The following is a 22047-nucleotide window of genomic DNA, read 5'->3' on the forward strand; positions in this document are numbered from 1 at the left end:
AACAGTTCAGCGCGTCAACCAGCGCCGCGCCGCAAAGCTGAGCGCGTCCACGCAAACCACCATCAGCAGCATGGCGGCCAAAATCGTGGCGGTTTTGTTCATGTGGAACAGGCCCATGTGAAACGACAGCAACTGGCCCAGCCCACCCGCGCCCACCACGCCCAGCACAGCGGCGGCACGGATGTTGTTTTCCCAGCGGTAAAGGGTGTAGCTCATGAGTTGCGGCAGCACCTGGGGCAAGGTGGCATAGGCGAACACGCGCAGCGGCCCCACACCCTGGGTGCGCAAGGCGTCGCCCGGCCCGGTCGGTACGTTTTCCATGGCCTCGGCAAACAAGCGGCCCAGCACCCCGCTGGTGTGCAGGGCCAGCGCCAATGTGCCCGCCATGGGCCCGAGTCCGGCCGAGATCAACAGCAAGGCCGCCCACACCAGCTCAGGAATGGCGCGCAAGGCATTGAGCAGCCAGCGTGTGGGGCTGCGCAGCCAGGCCGGGTCTTGGGTTGACAAGTGGCTGGCGGGTACGGCCAGCGCCAGACCCAGCACCGCCGCAATGGCCGTGCCCAACGCCGACATGGCCAGGGTTTCCCAAGCGGCCCAGGCCACCTTGTTGACGAACACAGGCGACAAGTCAGGTGGGAAAAATTCGGCCACGAAACGGCCCATGCTGCGCGCCGCTTCTACCGATGCAAAAGCCGCCCAGTCCAGCTCCAGCGAGACAAAACTGGCGCCCACCAGCAACAGCAATGACGCCATGAACCAGCATGCACGGCAGCGTGCATTGAACAGGGGCGGCGGCAATTTGTAAGGCGGGTTGGCCGCTTCGCGAAACGATGCCTGGCTCAGCGGCTTCATGCCAGCGCCTTTCTCAGCCAGGCGCTCACGCGGTCGGCCAGCGCCACCAGCGCAATGAACACCAGCAGCAAAGTCGCCACCTCGCCGCCGTTGAACATCTTCATCGAGTTGTCCAGTTGCTGCCCCAAGCCACCGGCGCCCACAAAGCCCAGCACCACGGAAGATCGGATGGCGCATTCCCAGCGGTACACCGTGTAAGAGGCCAGTTCGGCCGCGTGGCTGGGCAGCAGCGCATAAACAAAGGCTTGCAGGCGCCCGCTGCCGTTGCGCATCAGCGTCTGGGTGGCATGGCTCTCGCCGCTTTCCAGAATCTCGGCATACACCTTGCCCAGCATGCCGCCATAGGTCAATGCAATGGCCAGCACGCCAGCGGTGGGCCCCAAGCCCACCACGCGCACAAACACCAGCGCCCAGATCAGTTCAGGAATGCTGCGCAGCACAATCAAGGCAGCCCGCACGCACCAGCGCAGCACAGCTGGCCAGCGGTCCATGCGGCCAGACAAGGCCGACAAGGACAAAACCCGCGTGGCCAGCAAGCTCAAGGGCAGGGCCAGCAGCAGCGCCAGTGTGACGCCTGCGGTGGCCATGGCCACGGTGCGCCAGGTTTCGCGCACCACCATTTGCATGAATTCGGTGTTGTGCACCAGGGGCCAAAAGCTGGCCAAAAAGTCGGCCGTGACTTTGCGGTTCTCAGGCTCCCACAAGACCCACAAACGAAACTCGGTGGCCACAGCCAGCGGCCACAAGAGGACCAGCGCCAAACCCAGCCAGAACACGCGCGATGCAAACGCCGGATCACGCGCCGGTGCAGCCATGCGGGGCCGGGATGGATCGGTTGAAGGCAGACGTGAAAGCTTGGCGGCCATATCGTTCATGTGAAACACCGGGCTCGGGTGATGGCCGCATCAGCGGCAGTGCATCACCACCGGCTTGGGGGCATCCATGGCCGTGTCATCGTGCGCACCAGGCAGCGCTTCGCCAGGCAGCGCTTCGCCACGCAACTCGTGCTCATGATGAGCGTACAGATGCGCCAAGCGTTCTGGACTGACCTGCCCGGCCGGCAAGTCAAACACCATTTTTCCATCACGCAAGCCGATGATGCGTGGGAAGTGCGCCAGCGCCATGTCCACCTGATGCAGCGTGGCCACCAGCGTGACTTTGCGCTCAGCCGCCAAGCCTACCAATGCGGCCATCGCCATGCGGGAGCGCATCGGGTCGAGCGCCGACAGGGGCTCGTCGATCAACCACAAAGTCGCCGGGGCCAACAGGGCGCGGGCCAGGCCCACGCGTTGGCGTTCACCGCCCGACAGGCGGTCCACACGCTCGAACAGCTTGTCCCCCAGATCAAAATGCGCCAAGGCCTCAAAGGCAGCCGGAATATCGGTCGGGTAGAACAGCGAACGCAAACTGGCCAACAGCCCCATAGCGGGCAAACGCCCGGCAAGCACCGAGGTCACCACGCGTTGGCGCGGCGGCAGCGGCGGCACTTGGGGCGCCAAAAAAAGTTGCCCCCGAAGATGGCGCAAGGAATTGGCAGGCAGGCGCCAGGGGTCTTGGCCTCCCAGTTGCAAGTCGCCTCGCGTCGGCGGCTGGGCGCAGGCCAACACCTGCAACAAGGTGGTCTTGCCCGCCCCCGATGGGCCAATCACGGCCACCTGCTCACCTGCAGACACCTTCAGGTTCAACCCGCGCAAGGCCGCAGGGGCCCCAGAACGCGCTGCCGGGTGGCGGGCTTCGAGGGCCTGAAGGTCGATGTTCACAGCGAAAACGCCAAGGCTTTACAACAAGCCCGCGCTGCGTGCCGCCGATTCCAGACCCTTGTAGTTTTCAGGCGTGGTGGGCACGTAGCGGGTGGCGCGATTGAGCTTCAGGATTTCAGCATGCTCGGGGTTGGCCGGGTTCAGCGCCAGCAGGGCAGCCTTGATTTTTTCGCGCATGTCCGAGGGCATGTCTGCATGCACCGACCAGTTGTAATTGAAATACGGTGCGGTGGTGAAAAACACATTCACCGATTGCGTGTCGACCTTGTTGTCGGCAACAAACTTTTTCCAAACCGTGATGTCCAGCGCAGCCGCATCGACTTTGCCACTGACCACCGAGGCAATGGTCGCATCATGGGCGCCGCTGTAGGCGATGCGTTTGAAGTCTTTTTCAGGGTCAATGCCCGCTTGCAGCAAAAAGCTGCGCGGCATCAGGTGGCCAGAGGTGCTGCTTTGGGAACCAAAGGAAACCTGTTTGCCTTTCATGTCCGCCAGGCTCTTGATGCCAGAGTTGGTTTTGGCAATGAACACCGACTGAAAGCGCGTGTCTTCTTCGCGCTGTGCCAGGGGCACGATCTTGCCGCCCGAACGGATATTTGCCTGCACAAAAGTGAAGCCGCCAAACCAGACCACATCTACTTTTTTATTGACAAGCGATTCCACGGCGGCGGGGTAATCGGTGACCGGCGTGAACAGGACCTTCATGCCCAATTGCTTTTCGAGGTAGTTGGCCAAAGGCGTGAACTTGCGCACTTGTTCGGTGGCGGCCTCTTCAGGAATGGTGGTGACACGCAGCGTGGTTTGGGCACTGGCTGCAAACGCAGCAGACAGCGCCAGCAGGCCCGTGATGGCAAAGGGCAGAACCCTGGCAATAAAAGAAGTCAACATCGAACAGTTCCTGTAAAAACAAACAACTTTGATTAAACCTCGAAATGCATCGGCACAAGCCCACAGGGGCTAAAAACAGACCCTGCAACAGGACATCATGCGCGCACTTTTAGCAGCGGAGGGCTTGTCGCCTCATGCCACAGGGGTGACTGCACTGGCTTACCATGCTGGCATGAGCGCACCCCAATTCCTTCAGATTTACCACCATGATGCCGACCATGTGGCGCAAGAACTCCTGCAAGGCCTGATGGCCCCTCAGGCCTTGACCTCGCCCAAATACCTTTACGACTCACTGGGCTCTCGCCTGTTCGAAGCCATCACCGAGTTGCCAGAGTACGACCTCACCCGAACCGAAGCCCGTGTGATGCAACAGCACTGCGCCGACATGGCCAGTCACCTGCCAGCTGACGCTTGCTGGATCGACCTGGGCGCAGGCAATTGCGAAAAAGCCTCGCACCTTTTGGGTCCGATGGCGGCAAGGCGCTATGTGGCGGTGGACATTTCGGTGGACTTTGTCCGTGCGGCCCTGGAAGGCCTGCAACGCCAACATCCAGGTTTGGCCATGATGGGTCTGGGCACCGATTTTTCAGGGGGTCTTCACTTGCCTGCCGACCTCAAACTGGACCCAACCCAGCCCCGCGTGCTGTTTTATCCTGGCTCAAGCATCGGCAACTTCACACCCGATCAGGCTGTGGGTTTTTTACGAAGCCTGCACACTGCGTGCGGCACGGCCAGGCACAGCGGTTTGCTCATCGGGGTAGACTTGGTGAAAGATGTGGCCGAACTCGAAGCCGCCTATGACGATGCTCTTGGCGTGACGGCAGCCTTCAACCTGAACTTGCTCTTGCACATCAACCGGCTGGTGGGCAGTAACTTTGCAGTGCGCGACTGGCGCCACTTGTCCCGCTTCAATGCCGAACGATCGCGCGTGGAAATGCACCTGCAAGCCCGCCAGGCCCTGCGGGTGCAATGGCCGGGTGGTGAACGCCTTTTTGAAGCCGGGGAAACCATCCACACCGAAAACGCCTGCAAATGGGCGCTGCCTGGCTTTGACGCCTTGCTGCGCGAGGCAGGCTTCACGGCCACCCGGGCATGGACAGACCCGGCCACACGCTTTGCCGTGTTCTGGGCAAGCGCCTGAGCTTGTCGCCCATTTGATTGGGCTGCCATGCAAGCCTGCCCATAATGAATTGGCCCCAGCGCTCATGCTGTGTGCAGATGCATCTACCAGGAGACTTGCATGTTGAACGATCTGAAAGACAAAGTGGTTTTGATCACCGGCTCCAGCACCGGCATCGGGGCCGCGGCCGCAGTGGCTTTTGGCAAGCTGGGCGCACGCGTTGCGGTGCACTACAACAGCAGCAAGGGGCCAGCCGAAGAGGTGCTCCAAGCGGTCAAGGCCACGGGCGCACAGGCCGTGTTGCTGCAAGGCGATGTGCTGGAAACCGCCCAATGCAAGCGTCTTGTCGACGAGACCGTGAAAGCATTCGGGCGCATCGACATCCTGATCAACAACGCGGGTGCGCTGGTCAAGCGTGTGCCCATTGAAGAGATCACCGACGAGCTTTTTGACAACGTGGTGCACCTGAACGTGCGCTCGGCCATGATGTGCACAGCCGCAGCGGTGGCCGCCATGCGCAAGCAAGGCCAGGGCGGCGCCATCATCAATGTCACCTCGGTGGCCGCAAGGCATGGTGGCGCAGCAGGCGCTTCACTGTATGCCGGCTCCAAAGGCTTCGTCTCGACCATGACCAAAGGTCTGGCCAAAGAACTGGTCAAAGACAAGATTCGTGTCAATGCGGTGTCGCCTGGCGTCATCACCACGCCGTTTCATGAACGCTTTTCGACACCCCAAATGCTGGAAGGCTTCAAGGCCACGATCCCCATGAACCGACTGGGCACTGCCGAGGAATGTGCGGGAGCTTTTGTGTACTTGGCTTCCGAGCAAATGTCGGGTTATGTGACTGGGCAAATCATCGACATTAACGGTGGGCAGTACATGCCCTGAGTCTCTAGTGCCCTGATGGATAGAGCACCGTCACGCGCCACAAGCTGCGTGGCCGCGTCAGATCGATCAGGGGCGCGCTGTGCAGCAGCAAGGCGTTGTCCCAGACGATGACGTCGCCATTTTCATAATTGTTCGTATAGCAATATTTGTCTTGTGTGGCGTGCGCCGCCAGTTCACGCAACAGGTCCAGCGCCTCTTCGTCGTCCATGCCCTCGATGCCGAAAGAACTGCCGCTCACGGCATACAAAGTGGGCTGGCCGCTGAACGGGTGCTTTTTGACCAGCGGATGATGCACCCAGTTGACCCTTTTGGCTTGGTCCGGGTTGAGCACCGAGGCCACGCTCCTGGAATGATGGTCCAAGTCATCGCGGTTGCCATAGTGGTGCTTCACCACCAGGCCCTGAATTTTTTCCTGCATGCTGCGCAGCAAGTCGGCATAGGCTTTGGCCTGGTTGGCAAAGGTCGTGCCATTGGGGGAATCAGGCACGTCTTGTGCGTGCAAGATGGTGCAGCGCGCCACATCTTCCAAGTAAGAGTAGTCGGTGTGGAAATAGGTGCCAGCATCCACCAGCCCGGTGGGTTTGCCATCTTTGAAAACATTGGACAGCATCAGGATGTTGGCATCTTCCGGGTGGTGGAAAGTGTCAATGACATGGGGCGAAGGCCGGCCCCATTGCCTGGCAAAGCTGACCATCTGAGCGGGCGTGAGCGACTGGTTCTTCAGCACAATGAAGCCGTGGCGATGCAAGGCATCGGCCAGCCATTGTCTTTGCCCCTCATCCAACGGATTCGCAAGATCCAAGCCCTGAACCTGGGCACCTAAAACATCACTCAAAGGCGTCAGTTGCTGCATGGCTCAATTGATCATTTCTGGTGAAAAAAGGCGCGGCAAGAACAAGGCAATTTCAGGGAACACGATGACCGCAAGAAGCACAAACAACATGGGAACCACCATGATCATGGTGTCCTTCAAAGCAAAGCGCAGGGGCACTTTGGCCACAGCACACGAAATCATCAGGCACATGCCATAAGGCGGCGTGACCAAGCCAAAGGCCAAAGCCAAGATGCCCACAATGGCAAAGTGCACCGGGTGCATGCCGACCGATTGGGCCAAGGGCTGCAAGGTGGTGCCCACAATGATGATGGCAGGAATGGCGTCCAAAAAGCAGCCCACCACCAGGAATGCAGCCGCAATGAACAAGCCGACGCCGATGACGCCCATGCCCCAAGTTTGCACGTTGGACAACAAGGCCTTGGGGATTTGGTAATAAGCCAGCAACCAACCAAAAACCGAGGCTGTGCCCACGCAAAACAGCGCAACTGCCGACAGCTTGCCTGAATCCAGCACAGCCGCAATGAATTGCTTGAACCCCATCTCACGGTAGAAAAACAGCGACAAGCCCGCTGCATACAACACGGCTGCGGCAGCAGACTCGGTTGCCGTGAACCAGCCCAGCAAAATACCGCCCACAATGATCACCGGCGTCATCAATGCGGGTATGGCGACACCCGCCGACTTGACCAATTCAGCCATATCGGCGCGAGGATAGACCGGGTAGTTGCGCCTGACCGCGTAGGCGTGCACCGTGGCCATTTGGGCCAAGCCCAGCAGCAACCCCGGCACGATACCCGCCAGGTACATGGCGCCAATAGAAGTTGAAATCACGCCGCCCCACACCACCATCAAAATGGAGGGTGGAATGATCACTGCCAGCACGGCAGAAACTGCCGTCACGGCAATCGAGAACGACAGGTCATACCCCTCCTTGACCTGTGCCTCAATGAACAACTTTCCTTGCCCGGCAGCATCGGCACTGGCAGAACCTGAAATGCCTGCAAAAAAAACAGACAGCAGCACATTGATCTGAGCCAGGCCACCCGGGAAATGGCCCACCAGCGCCCTGGACAAGCGCATTATTCGCTCGGTAATCCCCCCCGCATTCATGAGGTTTGCAGTCAACAAAAAGAAGGGGACCGCCAACAAAATAAAGGAGTTGTAGGTCTTGAATGTTTCATTGAACAAGACCATGGGTGAGAGCCTGGGCTCAAGCACCAAAACCGGCAACGACGCCAGGCCCAGTGCAAAGGCCACCGGGACCCTGATGGCCAATAACAAGAAAAAACAACCGAAGAGAACGAGTGCTGCCTCGCTTGGGGAAAACAATGCAGAGCTCAAACCACTGACTCCTGGTTCGCACTTTCATCGCCTGAAGACGCGGTGAACATATGGTGCAACAAAAAAACAATCCACAGAAAGCCGGAGATAGGCCAGGCAACGAAAATCCACCACATGGGCATGTCAGCCAGCTCGGAGGTCTGGTTCCATCCAAATTGCGTGAACTCGATGCCCCAGTAAAAAATCACACCTGAAAAAACAAGCATGAAAAACTGGCAAATAAACAGCAAAACCCGATTGGCCTTGGCCGACAACTTCGGCAAGAAATCCACGTCGAAGTGCATTTTTTCGCGCACACCCAAAGTGGCACCCAGCATGATCAACCAGATGAAAAAGAACCGGCTCATTTCCTCTGTCCACATGTAACGCGGTATGAAATCGGTGTATCTGGAAAAAATCTGCAAGCTCACCGGAACCAACAAAAGCAGAAGCGTTACGACAAGAAGAAACGACAACAAGCCATCAATCAACAACAATAATTTTTTCATCGGTAATGGATGGTTCATCCTGAGGGGTGTTTGCGAACAAACACCCCTGAAAGGCAGTTATTTCAATGAATTGATCTTGGCAAAGATGGCGTCGGCACCCACCTCTTTGGCATAGGCAGCCATCACCGGATCAACCAGTTTTTGCATTTCGGCGCGCTGTGTGAATGGCACTTGCTTGAGCTTGCCTTCCTTGGCGTACTTGTCGAGCTTGGCCTGGTCTTCAGACGACTCGATTTGACGGCCATAAGCACCTGCCTCTTTGCCTGCCTTGATGATTGCTGCCTGCAAATCAGCAGGGAGTTTTTTCAGGGTCTTGACAGAGAAGCACAGGGGGCGAATGGTGATGGCGTGGCGCGTCATCAAAATGCTGGGTGCCACTTCATAGAACTTCATGGCTTCCACACCGGCCGCTTCGTTTTCACCGGCGTTGATCACCCCGTTTTGAATGGCGTTGTACACCTCGTTGTAGGCGATCACAGTGGGGGTCATGCCCACTGCGTTGAAAGTGCGGCTCCAGATGGGTGCACCTTGCACACGCACCTTCAGGTTTTTGAGTTCAGCCAAATTGCCAGCGGGCTTGTTGGCAAAAATATTGCGCACACCACCACCGGCATAACCGATCAAACGGACTTCGGCTTTTTGCTCCACCTCATCGGCAATGGGCTTGAGCACATCCTGATCGAGCACCTTGTTCCAATGGGCCAAGTCGCTGAACAAAAACGGCGCGTCGATGAACGGCGCAGCCTTTGAGAAGGTGGACATGTGGGCTGGCGAAACAATCGCGTAATCCACGGCCTTGCCCTGGTTCATGTACGCAAAGTAATCTTTTTCAAGGCCCAACTCGCTGTTTTTGTGCAACACAAAATTGACTGGCTTGCCATAGTATTTTTTGACCAGCTCTTCAAAGAGCACCATGGCTTTGGTGAAGGCGTGGTCATCGCCAAACTGCGATGCGCCATGCAAGGTGATGGGCGCTTGCTGCGCCTGCGCGCTCAAGGCCATGACCGAAGAAAGAACCAACCCCAACAAAGGCTTCAAAAATTTCATGTCTGTGTCTCCTTTAATGATCGTGACAACAACTTGTCTGTGTTGCTGTTTTTTTACTTTAGGCCAAAGCCATCTGAACCCTCTTGGGGTAAACCATGCTTTGCACGGCAAGCTGTCACCAAAGTGTCCACCCACGCTGGCCCCAACAGCTGCCTCAGTGATACCTTGAAATGCAGAACTACACGGGGTAAGTCAGCATTTCGCACCGACCTGGTGCCGCCGGACTTGAACCTTCAAACTTTTTCATTCATCACATGAAAGAATCGCATGAAACACATTGGTTTTATCGGTGCCTCAGGCCTCATGGGACATGGCATCGCCAAAAATTTGCTGGCCAAAGGCTTCCAAGTCTCCTTGACCGCTCATTCCAGGCGCGAGCCTTTGCAGGATTTGCTGGAAGCAGGTGCCAAACTCGTGGGGTCTCATGCGGAACTGGCCGCTTGTGATGCGGTCATCATTTGCGTGACTGGCTCCCTGCAGGTCGAGGCCGCACTGGAAGGGCCGCAAGGTCTGCTGAGTCAAGCCCGCGCTGGCCTGATCGTGGTGGATGCATCCACCAGTGAGCCCGACTCGACCCGTCGTCTGGCGGCACGCTGCCAAGCCGCAGGCATGACCCTGGTTGACGCGCCCCTGGCACGCTCACCCGCTGAGGCCGAAGCGGGCAAACTCAACACCATGGTGGGCTCAGCGCCAGACGTTTTTGCCCGCTTGGAGCCAGTCTTCAAGGCCTATTGCGAAAACATTTTCCATGTGGGCGAAATCGGCTCAGCACACGTCATCAAACTCTTGAACAATTTTTTGGCACAAAGCATAACGACGGCTGCGGCAGAGGCCTTTGCGGTGGGGGCCAAAGCGGGCATCGATGTGGCACAACTGGTGCGCGTGGTGTCGGCAGGCGCGGTCAACTCCGGCTTGTTTCAGGCCATGGCCAAAACGCTGGAAGGCGATTACACCGGCCTCAAATTCGAGTTAAACAATGCCTCGAAAGATTTGCGCTACTACGTGCACCTGACGGAAAGCGTCAAGGCGCCATCACTGGTGGGCACCAGCGTGCACCAAAGTCTGGTAACGGCCTGTGCACTGGGCTACGGGGCAGAGCTGGTGCCTTCACTGGTCAAGGCGCAGGCGCAAATCAACCAGGTCAAAATTGGCCGAGGCAGCTGAAATGACTACCCGCATGGGCATGGCGCTGGTGGGCCTGGGCGCGGCAGCGTTGCCACACCTGCGCAGCTTGCAAGACCTTTCTGACCGCATCGACTTGCGCTACGCGGTCACCCGCCAGCCGCACGCCGACCGCATCCGCCCCTACAACGGGCCGGTACAGCTGGTGGACTCGCTGGACCATGTTTTGCAAGACCCCTTGGTGCAGGCCGTGATTGTGGCGACGCCACCGTCCACCCACCTGGACATTTGCCAACGCTGTTTTGCTGCGGGCAAACACGTTTTGCTGGAAAAACCACTGGAACTCAACCTGGATCGGTCTGCCAAATTGGTCGAACTGGCCAGCGTGTCAGGGCTGAACTTGGGGGTGGTGCTGCAACACCGCTTTCGCGAAGCGGCAGTGACCTTGCAAAAGCTTTTGGACGAGGGCCGCATGGGCGAGGTGCAGGGCGCGTCCGTGCGCGTGCCTTGGTGGCGCTCACAAGCCTATTACAACGAGCCAGGGCGAGGCACGTTGGCACGTGACGGCGGGGGTGTTTTGCTGACCCAGGCCATCCACACACTGGATCTGTTTCGGGCCCTGGTGGGTGTGCAGTCGGTCAAGGCGGCGGTGGTTCGCCAAACGCAGTTGCACCAGATGGAGACCGAAGACCATGTGAGTGCGCTGTTGGTATTGGGCAACGGTGCGCCCGGCGACCTGATGGCCACCACAGCCATGTACCCCGGCTTTCCCGAGACGATTGACATCATCGGCACGCTGGGCAGCGCCCGTTTGAGTGGGGCCAGCCTGCAGGTGCACTTCTTGGAAGGTGAGCCTTTGACCGTAACCAGCGAAGGTGGCACGGGCAGCGGCGCCAACATGATGGATTTTTCCCATGAGCCGCACCGAGATTTGCTGACCGATTTCATGGATTCGATCACGCAAAAACGAGCCCCCCGGGTGAACGGAGCGGACACGCTGAAAACCCATGTCCTGATCGACGAGTTGCTGCGCATGGGGGCATCCACACACTGAGCAATGCGCAGTCTGCGGGCGAGTTTTTACGCCAACACCTTACAAACTCGCCGACCGGAACCCGGCAAAAATATCGCGCCGCTGCGGCAAGAAAAAATTGCGGTAGCGCACATCCGCAAGATGCACCGATGTGGCGACGCAGGCGCCGCGCAGCACGCGATGGTGATGCCACCAGGGGGCGGAATAGTCGCGGTATGGGTGGGCCACAAAACCCGGATAGGGCTCAAAGGGGCTGGCCGTCCATTCCCAGACCTGGCCCCAGGCAAAGTCTGGCGCGTGCGCCGCACATTCCCATTCGGCCTCGGTCGGCAAACGGCGACCTGCCCATTGACACCAGGCCTGAGCATCGTTTGCGCTCACATGCACAGCCGGCGCGTCCAGCTCCATGGCCTGCCAATGGCCAAAGCGCTGCACTTGCCAGTGGCCCTGCACAGATCGGACATGGAGCGGCCATGGGTGGCCTGTCGCTTGCAAAAATGGCAAGTAGCGCAACCAGGTCACAGGCCCCGCATCGATGCCGAAAGCCTGCAGCGACAAGGGGTGCGCGGCGCATTCGTTGTCAAAGGTAAAACCTGTTTCATGCTGGCCCAGCATCCAGGTTTGGGCTGGCAATTGAATCTGAAAGTCAGCGGCTGCTTTTTTAGCAGCGCCCAAAGGCGGCGGCTGTGCGGTGACTGAAAGCCTGGCGTCGAAAACCCCATCGCCGCTGCGAAGCGCATCAGGCAAAGACAGCCCCAAGGCCTGTGCCATACAGACCGAGGCTTCGTTGTGCATGTCTTCGTGTTGCAGCACCAGGCGCCAAAAATACAGCGTCTCATCACCCTCGTCAGGCACGGCCTGTAAATTTGCCAAACTCTGCTGCATGACCTCGGCCAGATAGCTTTGGGTGCGCAACAGATCTGGCAAGGACAAAGCCCAGCGACTCTCGTGCGCGACTTCGCTGGAATTGAACAGGGCATCGGCCTGGGGCAGCAGCGAGGCATCAAAAGCATCAACGCTGAACGCGCTTTTTGTCCCCAGATGCCGTTGTCGATTGCGCACCGTCCACCACTCCTGGAACCAGGCAATGTGCCCCCACTCCCAAAGCGGTGGATTCAACTCGGCCTGGGGGGGCACCGACAAATCAGGCAAGTCGGCATGCCAAGCTTGCATAAGCGCCAAGCTGCGGCTGCGGGTGGCTTGCAGGGCCTGCGCCAAGGTCTGTGGTCCGGCAGTGCGAACAGCACTGCGCACCGGGCCCTTGAACCGGCCAAAAGGCAGGCCATTAAAAAGGCCCAAGGGGGTCCGCCCTGCACCCGCCGGGGTACTGCCATTCATGTATAAATCGCTCATGCAAAAACTTCGAGTGGTCATTGTCAGTCCCGCCCTGGCCGAAGCCAACAACGGGAACTGGCAAACGACGCGCCGCTGGCAACGTTTGCTGTCCCCACATTCTGCCCGCATCGTGCGACAGTGGACGGATGCCCAGGCCGGGCAAGACGACGTCATGCTGGCGCTGCACGCGCGGCGCTCGGCCGACTCGGTACAGGCCTGGCATGCCAAGCACGGCCAGCGTGGCTTGGGGCTGGCCCTGACCGGAACCGACTTGTACCGCGACATCGAGTCCGACCTTCAAGCCCAACACTCTCTGGCTTTGGCATCGTCTTTGGTGGTGTTGCAAAGTCTGGGCAAAGAGGCCTTGCCCAGCCTGCACCACAGCAAGACCCGGGTGATCTTTCAGTCCACCGGCATGCGTCAGGCGCTGCCCAAATCACAGCGCCAAATGCGTGTGGTGATGGTGGGCCACTTGCGCGAAGAAAAAGACCCCTTGACACTGATGGCCGCCGCACGGCTGTTGCCCAAAGGCTGCGGCATCTTCATCGATCACATTGGTGCCGCGTTGGACCCGGCTCTCGGTCAGGCGGCTCAGGCCACACAAGCACAATGCCCCCACTACAGGTGGCTGGGCGCTTTACCGCACCCACAAACCCGGCAGCGCATTCAGCGCGCGCACCTGCTGGTGCACACCAGTCGCCTGGAAGGTGGCGCCCATGTGCTGATGGAGGCGATCTGCAGCGGCACCCCCGTGCTGGCCTCACGCATTGACGGCAACCTGGGGCTTTTGGGCAACGATTACACGGGTATTTTTGAGCCGGGTGATGCACAGGGCTTGGCCGATTTGTTGCTGGCTTGCAGAGATCCACAAAAGCATCCTGGCCTGATGGCACACTTGGGGCACCAGTGCGCCTTGCGCGCACCCTTGTTTGAACCGCAGGCCGAACGTGCTGCCTTGCACCGCTGGGTGCAAGACCTCTGGACAATTTGATGCAACTTTCTGAACAACCTGTGCTGCGCGACCTGGTGCTGGTCGGCGGCGGACACAGCCATGTGGGCGTTCTGCACATGTTCGCCATGAATCCCGAGCCCGGGGTGCGCATCACCGTGATTTGCACCGACATCGACACGCCTTATTCAGGCATGCTGCCAGGCTATATTTCGGGCCATTACAGCTTTGACGAAGTCCACATCGACCTGGGCCGCCTGTGCGCCTTTGCCGGTGCACGCCTTTACCGCGATGAGGTGGTGGGCATTGACCGCCAAAATCAGAAAGTCATTTGCCGCAACCGGCCTGCCGTGGCCTACGATGTGTTGTCCATCAACATCGGCTCGACACCTCAAGTGCAACAGGTTGCGGGCGCTCAGGCGCTGGCCATTCCGGTCAAGCCCATCGCACAGTTCAACCAGCGCTGGCTGGCACTGCTGGAAAAAGCCCGGCAATGGCCGTCGTACCGAGGCCGCATGACGATTGCAGTGGTTGGCGGTGGTGCTGGCGGCGTAGAGCTGCTGCTGTCCATGCAGTACCGCTTGCGCCATGAATTTAAGGCGCTGGGGCGCAGCCCTGAAACCCTGAAATTTGTGCTGCTCACCTCGGGTGAGACGATCTTGCCCACACATAACCCCGGCGTGCGCGAACGCTTTGCCCGGGTTCTGCGAGATCGCGACATCGACGTGCACACCCAGGCCGAGGTGGTGCAGGTTTCTCCTGGCTGCCTGCACACCAAAAACGGCCGCACTTATGACGCCGATGAAACCATGTGGGTCACACAAGCGGGCGGTCCGACTTGGCTGCAAAGCACTGGGCTACATCTGGATGCCCATGGTTTCATTCAGGTCACCCCTCAACTGCAAAGCCTGAACGACCCGTTGGTGTTTGCCGCAGGCGACATTGCCTCCTTCAGCGAGCGTCCGCTGGAAAAAGCAGGGGTTTTCGCCGTGCGCATGGCCAAGCCACTGGCGACCAATTTACGCCGTACCCTGCGTGGCCAAAAGTTGCTGGCCTACCAGCCACAGCGCCATTGGCTGGCATTGATTTCTACTGGCAACCGCTACGCGGTGGGTTCTCGCGGGCGATGGGGCTTTGGTGGTGAATGGGTGTGGCGCTGGAAAGACCGGATTGACCGCCAATTCATGCAGCGCTTCACCGAACTGCCCGCGATGGACCCCACTCAGCCGGGGATCAATGCCAGAACGGCGATTCATTCGATGGGGCAGTTGCTCAAAGACATCCGAGCCCAAGGCAAAGCGCCGGCCACCCGCTTGACACTGAGCTCTGAAGAATCCCTGCAAGCCATCTCGGCCTTGGCCATGCGCTGCGGCGGCTGCGGCGCCAAGGTGGGTGCCAATGTCTTGTCGCGTGCCCTGGGCAGCTTGAAGCCGGTCGAACGGGGCGATGTGCTGATTGGCCTGCACGCGCCTGACGATGCGGCCGTGGTGCGTGTGCCGCCGGGCATGGCCATGGTGCACACCGTGGATTTTTTCCGGGCCTTCATGGACGACCCGTACTTGTTTGGCAAGGTGGCTGCCAATCACGCGCTGGGCGATATTTTTGCCATGGGCGCCGAAGCCCAGACCGCCACGGCGGTGGTCACCGTGCCGCCAGGTCTTGAAAGCAAGGTCGAAGACCTGTTGATGCAAATGATGGGCGGCGCCATCGAGGTGCTCAACGCCGCAGGCTGCGCCCTGGTGGGTGGCCACACCGGTGAAGGCCATGAGCTGGCGCTGGGCTTTGCCATCAATGGCCTGATCGACGAGAAGATGGACGGCCTGATGCGCAAGGGCGGCATGCAGCCAGGCGATGTGTTGTTGCTGACCAAGCCCATCGGCACTGGCACCTTGTTTGCAGCGCACGCACGGCACGCCGCCAAAGGCCGCTGGATCGATGCGGCCTTGCAATCGATGGTCCAATCCAACCAACTGGGCGCCCAGGTTTTGCGCACCCATGGCGCCACCGCCTGCACCGACCTGACCGGTTTTGGCCTGCTGGGCCATCTGGTCGAGATGACGCGCCCCTCCGGCGTGGATGCCGAGCTGCAGATGAGCACCCTGCCGCTGCTGGACGGCGCTGTGGATTGCGTCAAGGCGGGCATTGTCAGCTCACTGCAGCCAGCCAATGTGCGCCTGCGCCGCGCACTGCGCAACGCCGATGAGTTTGTGCATGACCCACGCTACCCCTTGCTGTTTGACCCCCAAACTGCAGGTGGCCTATTGACCAGCGTGCCTGCAGCGCAAGCGCAAGCCTGTGTGCAGGCCCTTAAGGCCGCAGGTTACGTGCACACTGCCATCATTGGGCGCATCACGGTGCAGGGCGAGGCCCTGGAACCTGTGCTGCTGAAAACCTGAGCACCCAACACTTGCCTCCTCACATCGCCAAGCCATGACCCTGCCCACCCTGAATGCCGACCGGAGCCACCGCTGTGTCGTTGACGGCAACACCCTCGATTGGGTCGCGTCGCCTGCAGCGGGCGTATCGCGTCGCATGCTCGAGCGCGATGGCGGCGAAGTGGCACGGGCCACATCCATCGTGCGTTATGCGCCTGGTTCGGCATTTGCACCCCACACCCACGACGGAGGTGAAGAAATTTTGGTGCTCGAAGGCACGCTGCACGACGAACACGGCGTATACGGCACCGGCACTTACATCAAAAGCCCCGTCGGCTCCTCGCATGCGCCATCGTCGCCCGAAGGCTGCACCCTGTTCGTCAAGCTGCGCCACCTGGACGAGCGCGACAGCGAACGGGTGGTCGTGGACACACGCAGCAGCGACTGGCACCAGGGGATGGTCCCGGGCCTGAAAGTCTTGCCACTGAACACCTTTGAAACCCAGAATACCGCGCTCGTGCGATGGGCACCCGACACGTTTTTCAGCCCCCACAGACATTGGGGTGGCGAAGAAATATGGGTGGTCGAAGGCGTGTTTTCGGACGAGCACGGCAACTACCCCGCCGGCAGCTGGCTGCGCAGCCCGCACATGAGCCAGCACCAGCCCTTCAGCCGAGAAGGCTGCTTGATTCTTGTGAAAACCGGGCACCTGGTGTAAGCTCCAAGGACATCGTCATGGACGCGCCGACCCTGCCCAGCATCGCACCCTCTAAATCCAAGACACGCCCACTCGACCACATCACCGTGGTGGCCTTGGAACACGCGATTGCTGCCCCTTTTTGCACCCGTCAGCTGGCCGATCTGGGGGCGCGCGTCATCAAGATCGAGCGGCCTGGCACGGGGGACTTTGCCCGCGCTTATGACCAGCGTGCAAGGGGGCTGTCATCCCATTTTGTGTGGGTTAATCGCTCCAAGGAAAGCCTGGCACTGGACCTGAAAGTGCCACAGCATCTGGCCGTTCTCAAAGCCCTGGTGGCCAAAGCCGATGTGCTGGTGCAAAACCTGGCACCCGGGGCCACCGCCCGCATGGGACTGGATGCAGCCACTCTGCGCGCACACAACCCGCGACTGATCGTTTGCGACATTTCGGGCTATGGCAACGATGGGCCTTACCGTGACAAAAAAGCCTATGACTTGCTGATCCAAAGCGAAGCCGGCTATTTGAGTGTGACCGGCACACCCGAGCAACCCAGCAAAAGCGGCAACTCGATTGCCGACATTGCCGCAGGCATGTACGCCTACAGCAATATTTTGTCGGCCCTGTTACAGCGAGAGAAAACCGGTGAAGGCTCGCACATCGATGTGTCCATGCTCGAAGCCTTGACCGAGTGGATGGGCTTTCCGATGTATTACGCGATGGATGGCGCATCCCCGCCACCGCGCAACGCTGCGGCCCATGCCACCATATACCCCTATGGGCCATTTCAGGTCGGCGGCCAGTTGGGCATCCATGGCGAGCACATTGGCACCGTGATGCTGGGCCTGCAAAACGAACGCGAATGGGCGCAGTTCTGCCAGCATGTGCTGGTCCAGCCCACCCTGGCAGGCGATCCACGCTTTCACAGCAATGCACAGCGCAACGACAACCGCCTGGACTTGCAAAGCATCATCCTGAACACCTTTGCGCAGCTGACACTGGAGCAGGTGACCGAGCGACTGGAGCGGGCGCAAATAGCCAACGCCCGCATGAACAACATGGCCGACTTGTGGGCACACCCGCAGTTGCAGGCCCGCCAGCGCTGGACGCAGGTGGCTTCACCCGCGGGCGAGCTGCCTGCCCTGCTGCCCCCTGGTCGACAAACTGCTTTTAACTACCGAATGGACCCGATTCCGCAAGTGGGCGAACATACAGCGTCCATCCTGAACGAGCTGGGGATGCGTTTGTAATGGGCACCTTCGCGTTGCGCGCTCAACGCCCGGCCATTCAAGAACCCTTGTCTCCTGCCGATACCAAGATGTGGTTTTCTATACTGGACACTCCGTGCGTGAAATATTGATGAAAAACTGGCGCTTTACCTTGCTTGGCATCGTCTCGTTGCTGAGCGTGGCGAGCCTGCCCGTTCAGGCCCAGCCCAAAGCACGTGTCGGCGGGTGCCTGGTCGCCGAATTCAGGACAATGGCCCTGCTGACACACGATGTAGCGGAGCGCATTGCCAAGGTGACCGATTGGTTAAACCAAAACAGCGCAAAGTGCACCCAGGCGCAATTGACGGTCATTGCCTCCAACCGCGCAACTTGGCTGGGAACAGCCGATACGATCGACATGGCGGGAAAAGTCGATGGTTTGATGGAAGCGAAAATTGCCAACGATCCCGATTTGATGGCAGCGATGTACACCTCCAAGGGCAAAGAGACACGCGCCTCGGTTGAAGTCACCAAACCCCCTGCTGCACCCGCGCCCGTGGTGCCAGCGCCTACTGCTGGCTTGGCCGGCGCCCCTCAAGGCAACATGATCCAGCCCGTCATAGTGCAAGCTGCTGGGGCCGAACCCGCAGAAAAACCCAAGGCGCCTGAAGCACCTGATGGTTTTCTGGGCAGACGGCAGAAAGCCCAGATCACTGAGTTTTTTGAAGAAAACCGGGGGACTGATGAGTGCCCCAAAGGACTGGTCAAACGCGGCACCAAGTGTGAAGCCCAGTTCAAGGAACGAGATTGGAAGCTTCGTCAACCTTTGCCCGCCTCTGAAAGGCCTGAAGATTTGCCCTTGCCCCTCTTGGTCAAGCTGGGCCCCCCGCCACCCGATCACCAGTACAAAAGAGTGGGCGCCGATATTTTGCTGTTGAAGGGGGCACAAAACATCGTGGTCGATGCTGTGCTGGATCTTGGCGGCGTCAGCGTCAAAGTCGCCTCCAAGAGCCCCTAAAACAAAGCTTGCTTGACACGGCCCTGGCGCTTTGACTGCCGCGTTCGTGCTTCATCGAACCCAGTCCAGCGCCTTGACCCAGCCCACACTGCGGCTCCCCGTGTTGTCGCTGTCTGCGCCGATCAACACTGCGCGCGCCTGAGGCGCGCTTGAGCCTGCGGGTGATTCGTCAGCGAACAGTTGGGCAAAGTCGGCAGCGACATCGCGGGATTCGTTTTGCCATTGCCCAAGGGGCGCGCCCTTGCCTTGCAAGGTGATGAAACGCACCCGTTTGGTATATGGGTTGGCACTTTGCAGTCCCGCCGGGTACACGCTGTCCCAGACGTAGCAAAGGGTCGCAGCCGGCAGGTCTTCACCACTCACGCGCCGGGCAATGCGCAGCAAGCTGCGTTCAACAAAAGGCAGGCGCTGCAACGGGTGGTCAAACATCACACACACCTTGAGCGCCGCATCATCACCCGCTTTGGTCAGGATATCGGGCGCCAGCTTGCTGCCAATGAGTGCTTGGTCAAGGCGCCAGCGCCACTCCAATCGGCCCGCAGCCATGGGTGCATGCTCATGCACCAGCGTGCCATACGACGATTGCGTACTGACTTTGAGCGCACGCTCAGCTTGCACCTCGGCCAGCTCAAAGCGTGTGACAGGAATATCGGCTTTGGCCTTGGGAAACCCCACAAATCGCCAGGATGACGAGGCAAGGCCCTCTGCGGGAACCAAAGGAGTCAGCGTCTGGGCATGCACGGCAACCGACAGCGCCCATGCTGCGACCCCCAGGGTCAGCAAAGCCGGGCGGCACACGCAAGCCGCTGGAATATCAACGCGCCTTCTGCTCATCCGCGCCGCCAGTCGTGAAACTTCTTGGCCCAGGCCAACAGCTTTTGCGGCGCGTGGGCCCGCTTCCATTCACCGGCGGCGTATTTGTTGGCCTCGGCCAGCGTGGGATAGGTGTGGATGGTGCCCAAAATTTTGTTCAACCCCAGGCCATGCTTCATGGCCAACACATATTCGGCCAACAAATCGCCCGCATGCGTGCCCACAATGGTCACGCCAAGAATGCGGTCTTTACCCGGCACGGTGAGCACTTTCACAAAGCCCCGCGCCTCGCTGTCGGCAATGGCCCGGTCCAGGTCGTCGATGCCGTACTGAGTCACTTCATACGCGATGCCCTGGGCTTTGGCCTCTTGTTCGTTCAAGCCCACCCGCGCCACCTCGGGGTCGATGAAGGTGGCCCACGGGATCACGCGGTAGTCCACCTTGAAGGATTTGAAGTCGCCAAACAACGCGTTGACCGCCGCATACCAGGCTTGGTGGGCGGCCGTGTGGGTGAACTGGTAAGGCCCGGCCACATCGCCTGCGGCGTAGATGTTGGGGTAAAGCGTTTGCAAATATTCATTGGTCTCGACTGTGCGGTGCGTGGGGACGCCGATGTCTTCCAAGCCATAGCCTTGCAGGCGGGCCACACGGCCGACGGCGCAGACCAGGGTGTCAAACACGATGGCCACTTCACGGCCTTGGGTGGAGACCACCAAAATTTTGTCATCCCCCCGGCGCTCGCAGCGCAGCGCCTTGTGCCCGGTGAGCACCTGCACACCATCGGCCTGCAAAGCCTCTCGCGCCAACACAGAGACCTCTTCGTCCTCGCGCACCATGATGCGATCGCCCATCTCAACCTGCGTGACCTGTGCGCCCAGGCGGGCGAAGCTTTGCGAAAGTTCGCAGCCAATGGGTCCTCCGCCCAGCACCACGATGCGTTGGGGAATGTCATCCAACTTGGCAAACTCGTCCCAGAGCGTGTCGCTGGTGACGTAGCCCACCTCTTCCAGGCCTGGCAAGGGCGGCACGCTCGGCCGTGCGCCAGCCGCAATGACGATGCTGCGCGCTGTCAAGCGCTGGCGGGTGCCATCGTTCAAGGCCACTTCCACCGTCCACGGGTTCACCAGCTTGCCGTAGCCCTGCAGCACCTCCACGCCAAGCCCGGTGTAGCGCTCAACACTGTCGTGCGGCTCGATAGCCCGAATCACGTCGTGCACACGCTGCATCACGGCCTTGAAGCTGAAGCTGGGCGCGGTGTCGCTCAAACCGTATTGCGCACCGTGGCGCATCTGGTGCGCCAACTTGGCGCTTTTGATCAAGGCTTTGCTGGGCACGCAACCGTAGTTCAGGCAGTCGCCACCCATCTTGTGCGACTCGATCAAGGTCACTTTGGCTTTCACGGCGGCGGCAATGTAGGCCGACACCAGGCCCGCCGCACCGCCACCGATCACGATCAGGTTGCGGTCAAAGGTCTTGGGGCGCACGCTTGCCCAGCGGGCATAGACTTGGCGCTTTTGAATGGCCGCCACCCCGCGCCGCGCCAACAGCGGGAAGATGCCCAGCAACACAAAGCTGCCCAAGAGCGCCGGGCTCAAGATGCCCTGTACCGAGTCGAGTTGTGCCAGCTGCGTGCCCGCATTCACATACACCGCTGTGCCCGCCAGCATGCCCAGCTGACTGACCCAGTAATACGTCCAGGTCTTTATGCGGGTCAGGCCCATCAGCAAGTTGATGAGAAAAAACGGCACCACCGGAATCAAGCGCAAAGTGAACAGGTAAAACGCGCCCTCTTTGTCCACCCCAGCGTTGATGTCGGCCAGGCGCTGGCCAAAGCGGGACTCCACCCAGTCACGCAGGACAAAGCGGGACGCCAAAAATGCCAAGGTGGCGCCGAGGGTGGACGCAAAGGACACGATCAACAACCCCCACCACAAGCCAAACACCGCCCCACCGGCCAGCGTGATGATGACCGCGCCCGGAAAGGACAAAGCCGTGGCCACGACATAGACCCCAAAGTAAACCGCCGCCACCACGAGCGGTTGCTGCGCGTAGAGCTGGTTAAAACTGGCCTGGCTGGCCTTGAGTTGCTCAAAGCTCAAGTAACGCCCCAAGTCCAGCGCCACAAAAGCGCCGATGACCAAGGCCAACAAGAGCAGCAAAACAATTTGACGAAGACGCATGAAAAACTCCAAAAGTGGTCCAGGCTCGGCAAAGAGCACCCTTAAGGCGACTTGAACCGTAACCGCAGATGCCTGTTTATTCGGCGAGATAGCGCAAT

General features: G+C 59.7%; 20 protein-coding genes. 9 read left to right on the plus strand and 11 right to left on the minus strand.

Features of this window, described 5'->3' with window-relative positions; translation table 11 throughout:
• Positions 1-6 precede the first annotated feature (6 nt).
• The 4 genes from phnE to B9Z45_RS03955 form a co-directional block, all read right to left on the minus strand.
• On the minus strand, positions 7-852 hold the full coding sequence (phnE, locus tag B9Z45_RS03940) for a phosphonate ABC transporter, permease protein PhnE (protein ID WP_108405933.1): 846 nt from the start codon (positions 850-852) through the stop codon (positions 7-9).
• Positions 849-1667, minus strand: a complete 819-nt coding sequence (locus tag B9Z45_RS03945; RefSeq protein WP_108406011.1) for an ABC transporter permease — start codon at positions 1665-1667, stop codon at positions 849-851. Before B9Z45_RS03945 ends, phnE begins: the two co-directional genes overlap by 4 nt.
• A 90-nt stretch (positions 1668-1757) precedes the next feature.
• Complete coding sequence (locus B9Z45_RS03950) at positions 1758-2612, minus strand: phosphonate ABC transporter ATP-binding protein (RefSeq protein WP_108405934.1); 855 nt, start codon at positions 2610-2612, stop codon at positions 1758-1760.
• Between the two features lie 18 nt (positions 2613-2630).
• On the minus strand, positions 2631-3500 hold the full coding sequence (locus tag B9Z45_RS03955) for a putative selenate ABC transporter substrate-binding protein (protein WP_108405935.1): 870 nt from the start codon (positions 3498-3500) through the stop codon (positions 2631-2633).
• Between the two features lie 172 nt (positions 3501-3672).
• On the opposite strand from B9Z45_RS03955, the gene egtD reads away from it, so the two are divergent.
• Together egtD and B9Z45_RS03965 are read left to right on the plus strand one after the other, a co-directional pair.
• Complete coding sequence (gene egtD / locus B9Z45_RS03960; RefSeq protein WP_108406012.1) at positions 3673-4641, plus strand: L-histidine N(alpha)-methyltransferase; 969 nt, start codon at positions 3673-3675, stop codon at positions 4639-4641.
• A gap of 102 nt (positions 4642-4743) precedes the next feature.
• A complete protein-coding gene (locus B9Z45_RS03965; RefSeq protein WP_108406013.1) occupies positions 4744-5508 on the plus strand; it encodes an SDR family NAD(P)-dependent oxidoreductase in 765 nt (254 codons plus the stop codon).
• Positions 5509-5512: 4 nt separating this feature from the next.
• Here B9Z45_RS03965 and B9Z45_RS03970 read toward each other — a convergent pair whose 3' ends face one another.
• From B9Z45_RS03970 to B9Z45_RS03985, 4 genes are read right to left on the minus strand one after another with little or no spacing between them, the layout of a single operon-like run.
• On the minus strand, positions 5513-6361 hold the full coding sequence (locus B9Z45_RS03970; protein WP_108405936.1) for a TauD/TfdA family dioxygenase: 849 nt from the start codon (positions 6359-6361) through the stop codon (positions 5513-5515).
• A gap of 3 nt (positions 6362-6364) precedes the next feature.
• Positions 6365-7684, minus strand: coding sequence for a TRAP transporter large permease (locus B9Z45_RS03975; RefSeq protein ID WP_108405937.1), 1320 nt, complete (start codon positions 7682-7684; stop codon positions 6365-6367).
• Complete coding sequence (locus tag B9Z45_RS03980; RefSeq protein ID WP_108405938.1) at positions 7681-8190, minus strand: TRAP transporter small permease; 510 nt, start codon at positions 8188-8190, stop codon at positions 7681-7683. Before B9Z45_RS03980 ends, B9Z45_RS03975 begins: the two co-directional genes overlap by 4 nt.
• A 39-nt stretch (positions 8191-8229) precedes the next feature.
• Positions 8230-9219 (minus strand): TRAP transporter substrate-binding protein, encoded by a 990-nt coding sequence (locus B9Z45_RS03985; protein WP_108405939.1) that lies wholly within the window; start codon positions 9217-9219, stop codon positions 8230-8232.
• 267 nt (positions 9220-9486) lie between these two features.
• On the opposite strand from B9Z45_RS03985, the gene B9Z45_RS03990 reads away from it, so the two are divergent.
• Together B9Z45_RS03990 and B9Z45_RS03995 are read left to right on the plus strand one after the other, a co-directional pair.
• The gene (locus B9Z45_RS03990) at positions 9487-10383 is read left to right on the plus strand and encodes an NAD(P)-dependent oxidoreductase (RefSeq protein WP_108405940.1); all 897 of its coding nucleotides are present in this window, start codon (positions 9487-9489) and stop codon (positions 10381-10383) included.
• Between the two features lies 1 nt (position 10384).
• Positions 10385-11395 carry a Gfo/Idh/MocA family protein gene (locus tag B9Z45_RS03995; protein ID WP_108405941.1) on the plus strand — a complete coding sequence of 337 codons (1011 nt, stop codon included), beginning with the start codon at positions 10385-10387 and terminating at the stop codon, positions 11393-11395.
• A 39-nt stretch (positions 11396-11434) separates the two neighbouring features.
• Here B9Z45_RS03995 and senA read toward each other — a convergent pair whose 3' ends face one another.
• Positions 11435-12727: a selenoneine synthase SenA gene (senA, locus tag B9Z45_RS04000; RefSeq protein WP_233252065.1), complete on the minus strand. Its 1293-nt coding sequence runs from the start codon at positions 12725-12727 to the stop codon at positions 11435-11437.
• Between senA and senB the strand changes: the two genes are divergently transcribed.
• From senB to B9Z45_RS04025, 5 genes are all read left to right on the plus strand, one after another.
• Positions 12726-13700, plus strand: coding sequence for a selenoneine biosynthesis selenosugar synthase SenB (gene senB, locus B9Z45_RS04005; protein ID WP_108405943.1), 975 nt, complete (start codon positions 12726-12728; stop codon positions 13698-13700). The genes senA and senB overlap by 2 nt on opposite strands.
• The gene (selD, locus tag B9Z45_RS04010) at positions 13700-16054 is read left to right on the plus strand and encodes a selenide, water dikinase SelD (RefSeq protein ID WP_108405944.1); all 2355 of its coding nucleotides are present in this window, start codon (positions 13700-13702) and stop codon (positions 16052-16054) included. The genes senB and selD overlap by 1 nt, the downstream gene beginning before the upstream one ends.
• A 34-nt stretch (positions 16055-16088) precedes the next feature.
• The gene (locus B9Z45_RS04015; RefSeq protein ID WP_108405945.1) at positions 16089-16751 is read left to right on the plus strand and encodes a cupin domain-containing protein; all 663 of its coding nucleotides are present in this window, start codon (positions 16089-16091) and stop codon (positions 16749-16751) included.
• A 17-nt stretch (positions 16752-16768) separates the two neighbouring features.
• The gene (locus B9Z45_RS04020; RefSeq protein WP_108405946.1) at positions 16769-17980 is read left to right on the plus strand and encodes a CaiB/BaiF CoA-transferase family protein; all 1212 of its coding nucleotides are present in this window, start codon (positions 16769-16771) and stop codon (positions 17978-17980) included.
• Between the two features lie 94 nt (positions 17981-18074).
• Positions 18075-18956, plus strand: coding sequence for a hypothetical protein (locus B9Z45_RS04025; RefSeq protein WP_146180872.1), 882 nt, complete (start codon positions 18075-18077; stop codon positions 18954-18956).
• A 51-nt stretch (positions 18957-19007) separates the two neighbouring features.
• On the opposite strand, the gene B9Z45_RS04030 is transcribed toward B9Z45_RS04025, so the two are convergent.
• The gene (locus tag B9Z45_RS04030) at positions 19008-19790 is read right to left on the minus strand and encodes a DUF3047 domain-containing protein (protein ID WP_108405948.1); all 783 of its coding nucleotides are present in this window, start codon (positions 19788-19790) and stop codon (positions 19008-19010) included.
• Positions 19787-21949: an FAD-dependent oxidoreductase gene (locus tag B9Z45_RS04035; protein ID WP_108405949.1), complete on the minus strand. Its 2163-nt coding sequence runs from the start codon at positions 21947-21949 to the stop codon at positions 19787-19789. Before B9Z45_RS04035 ends, B9Z45_RS04030 begins: the two co-directional genes overlap by 4 nt.
• Between the last annotated feature and the right edge of the window lie 98 nt (positions 21950-22047).

The organism is Limnohabitans sp. 2KL-17 (genome assembly GCF_003063415.1).
Lineage (GTDB): Bacteria > Pseudomonadota > Gammaproteobacteria > Burkholderiales > Burkholderiaceae_C > Limnohabitans_A.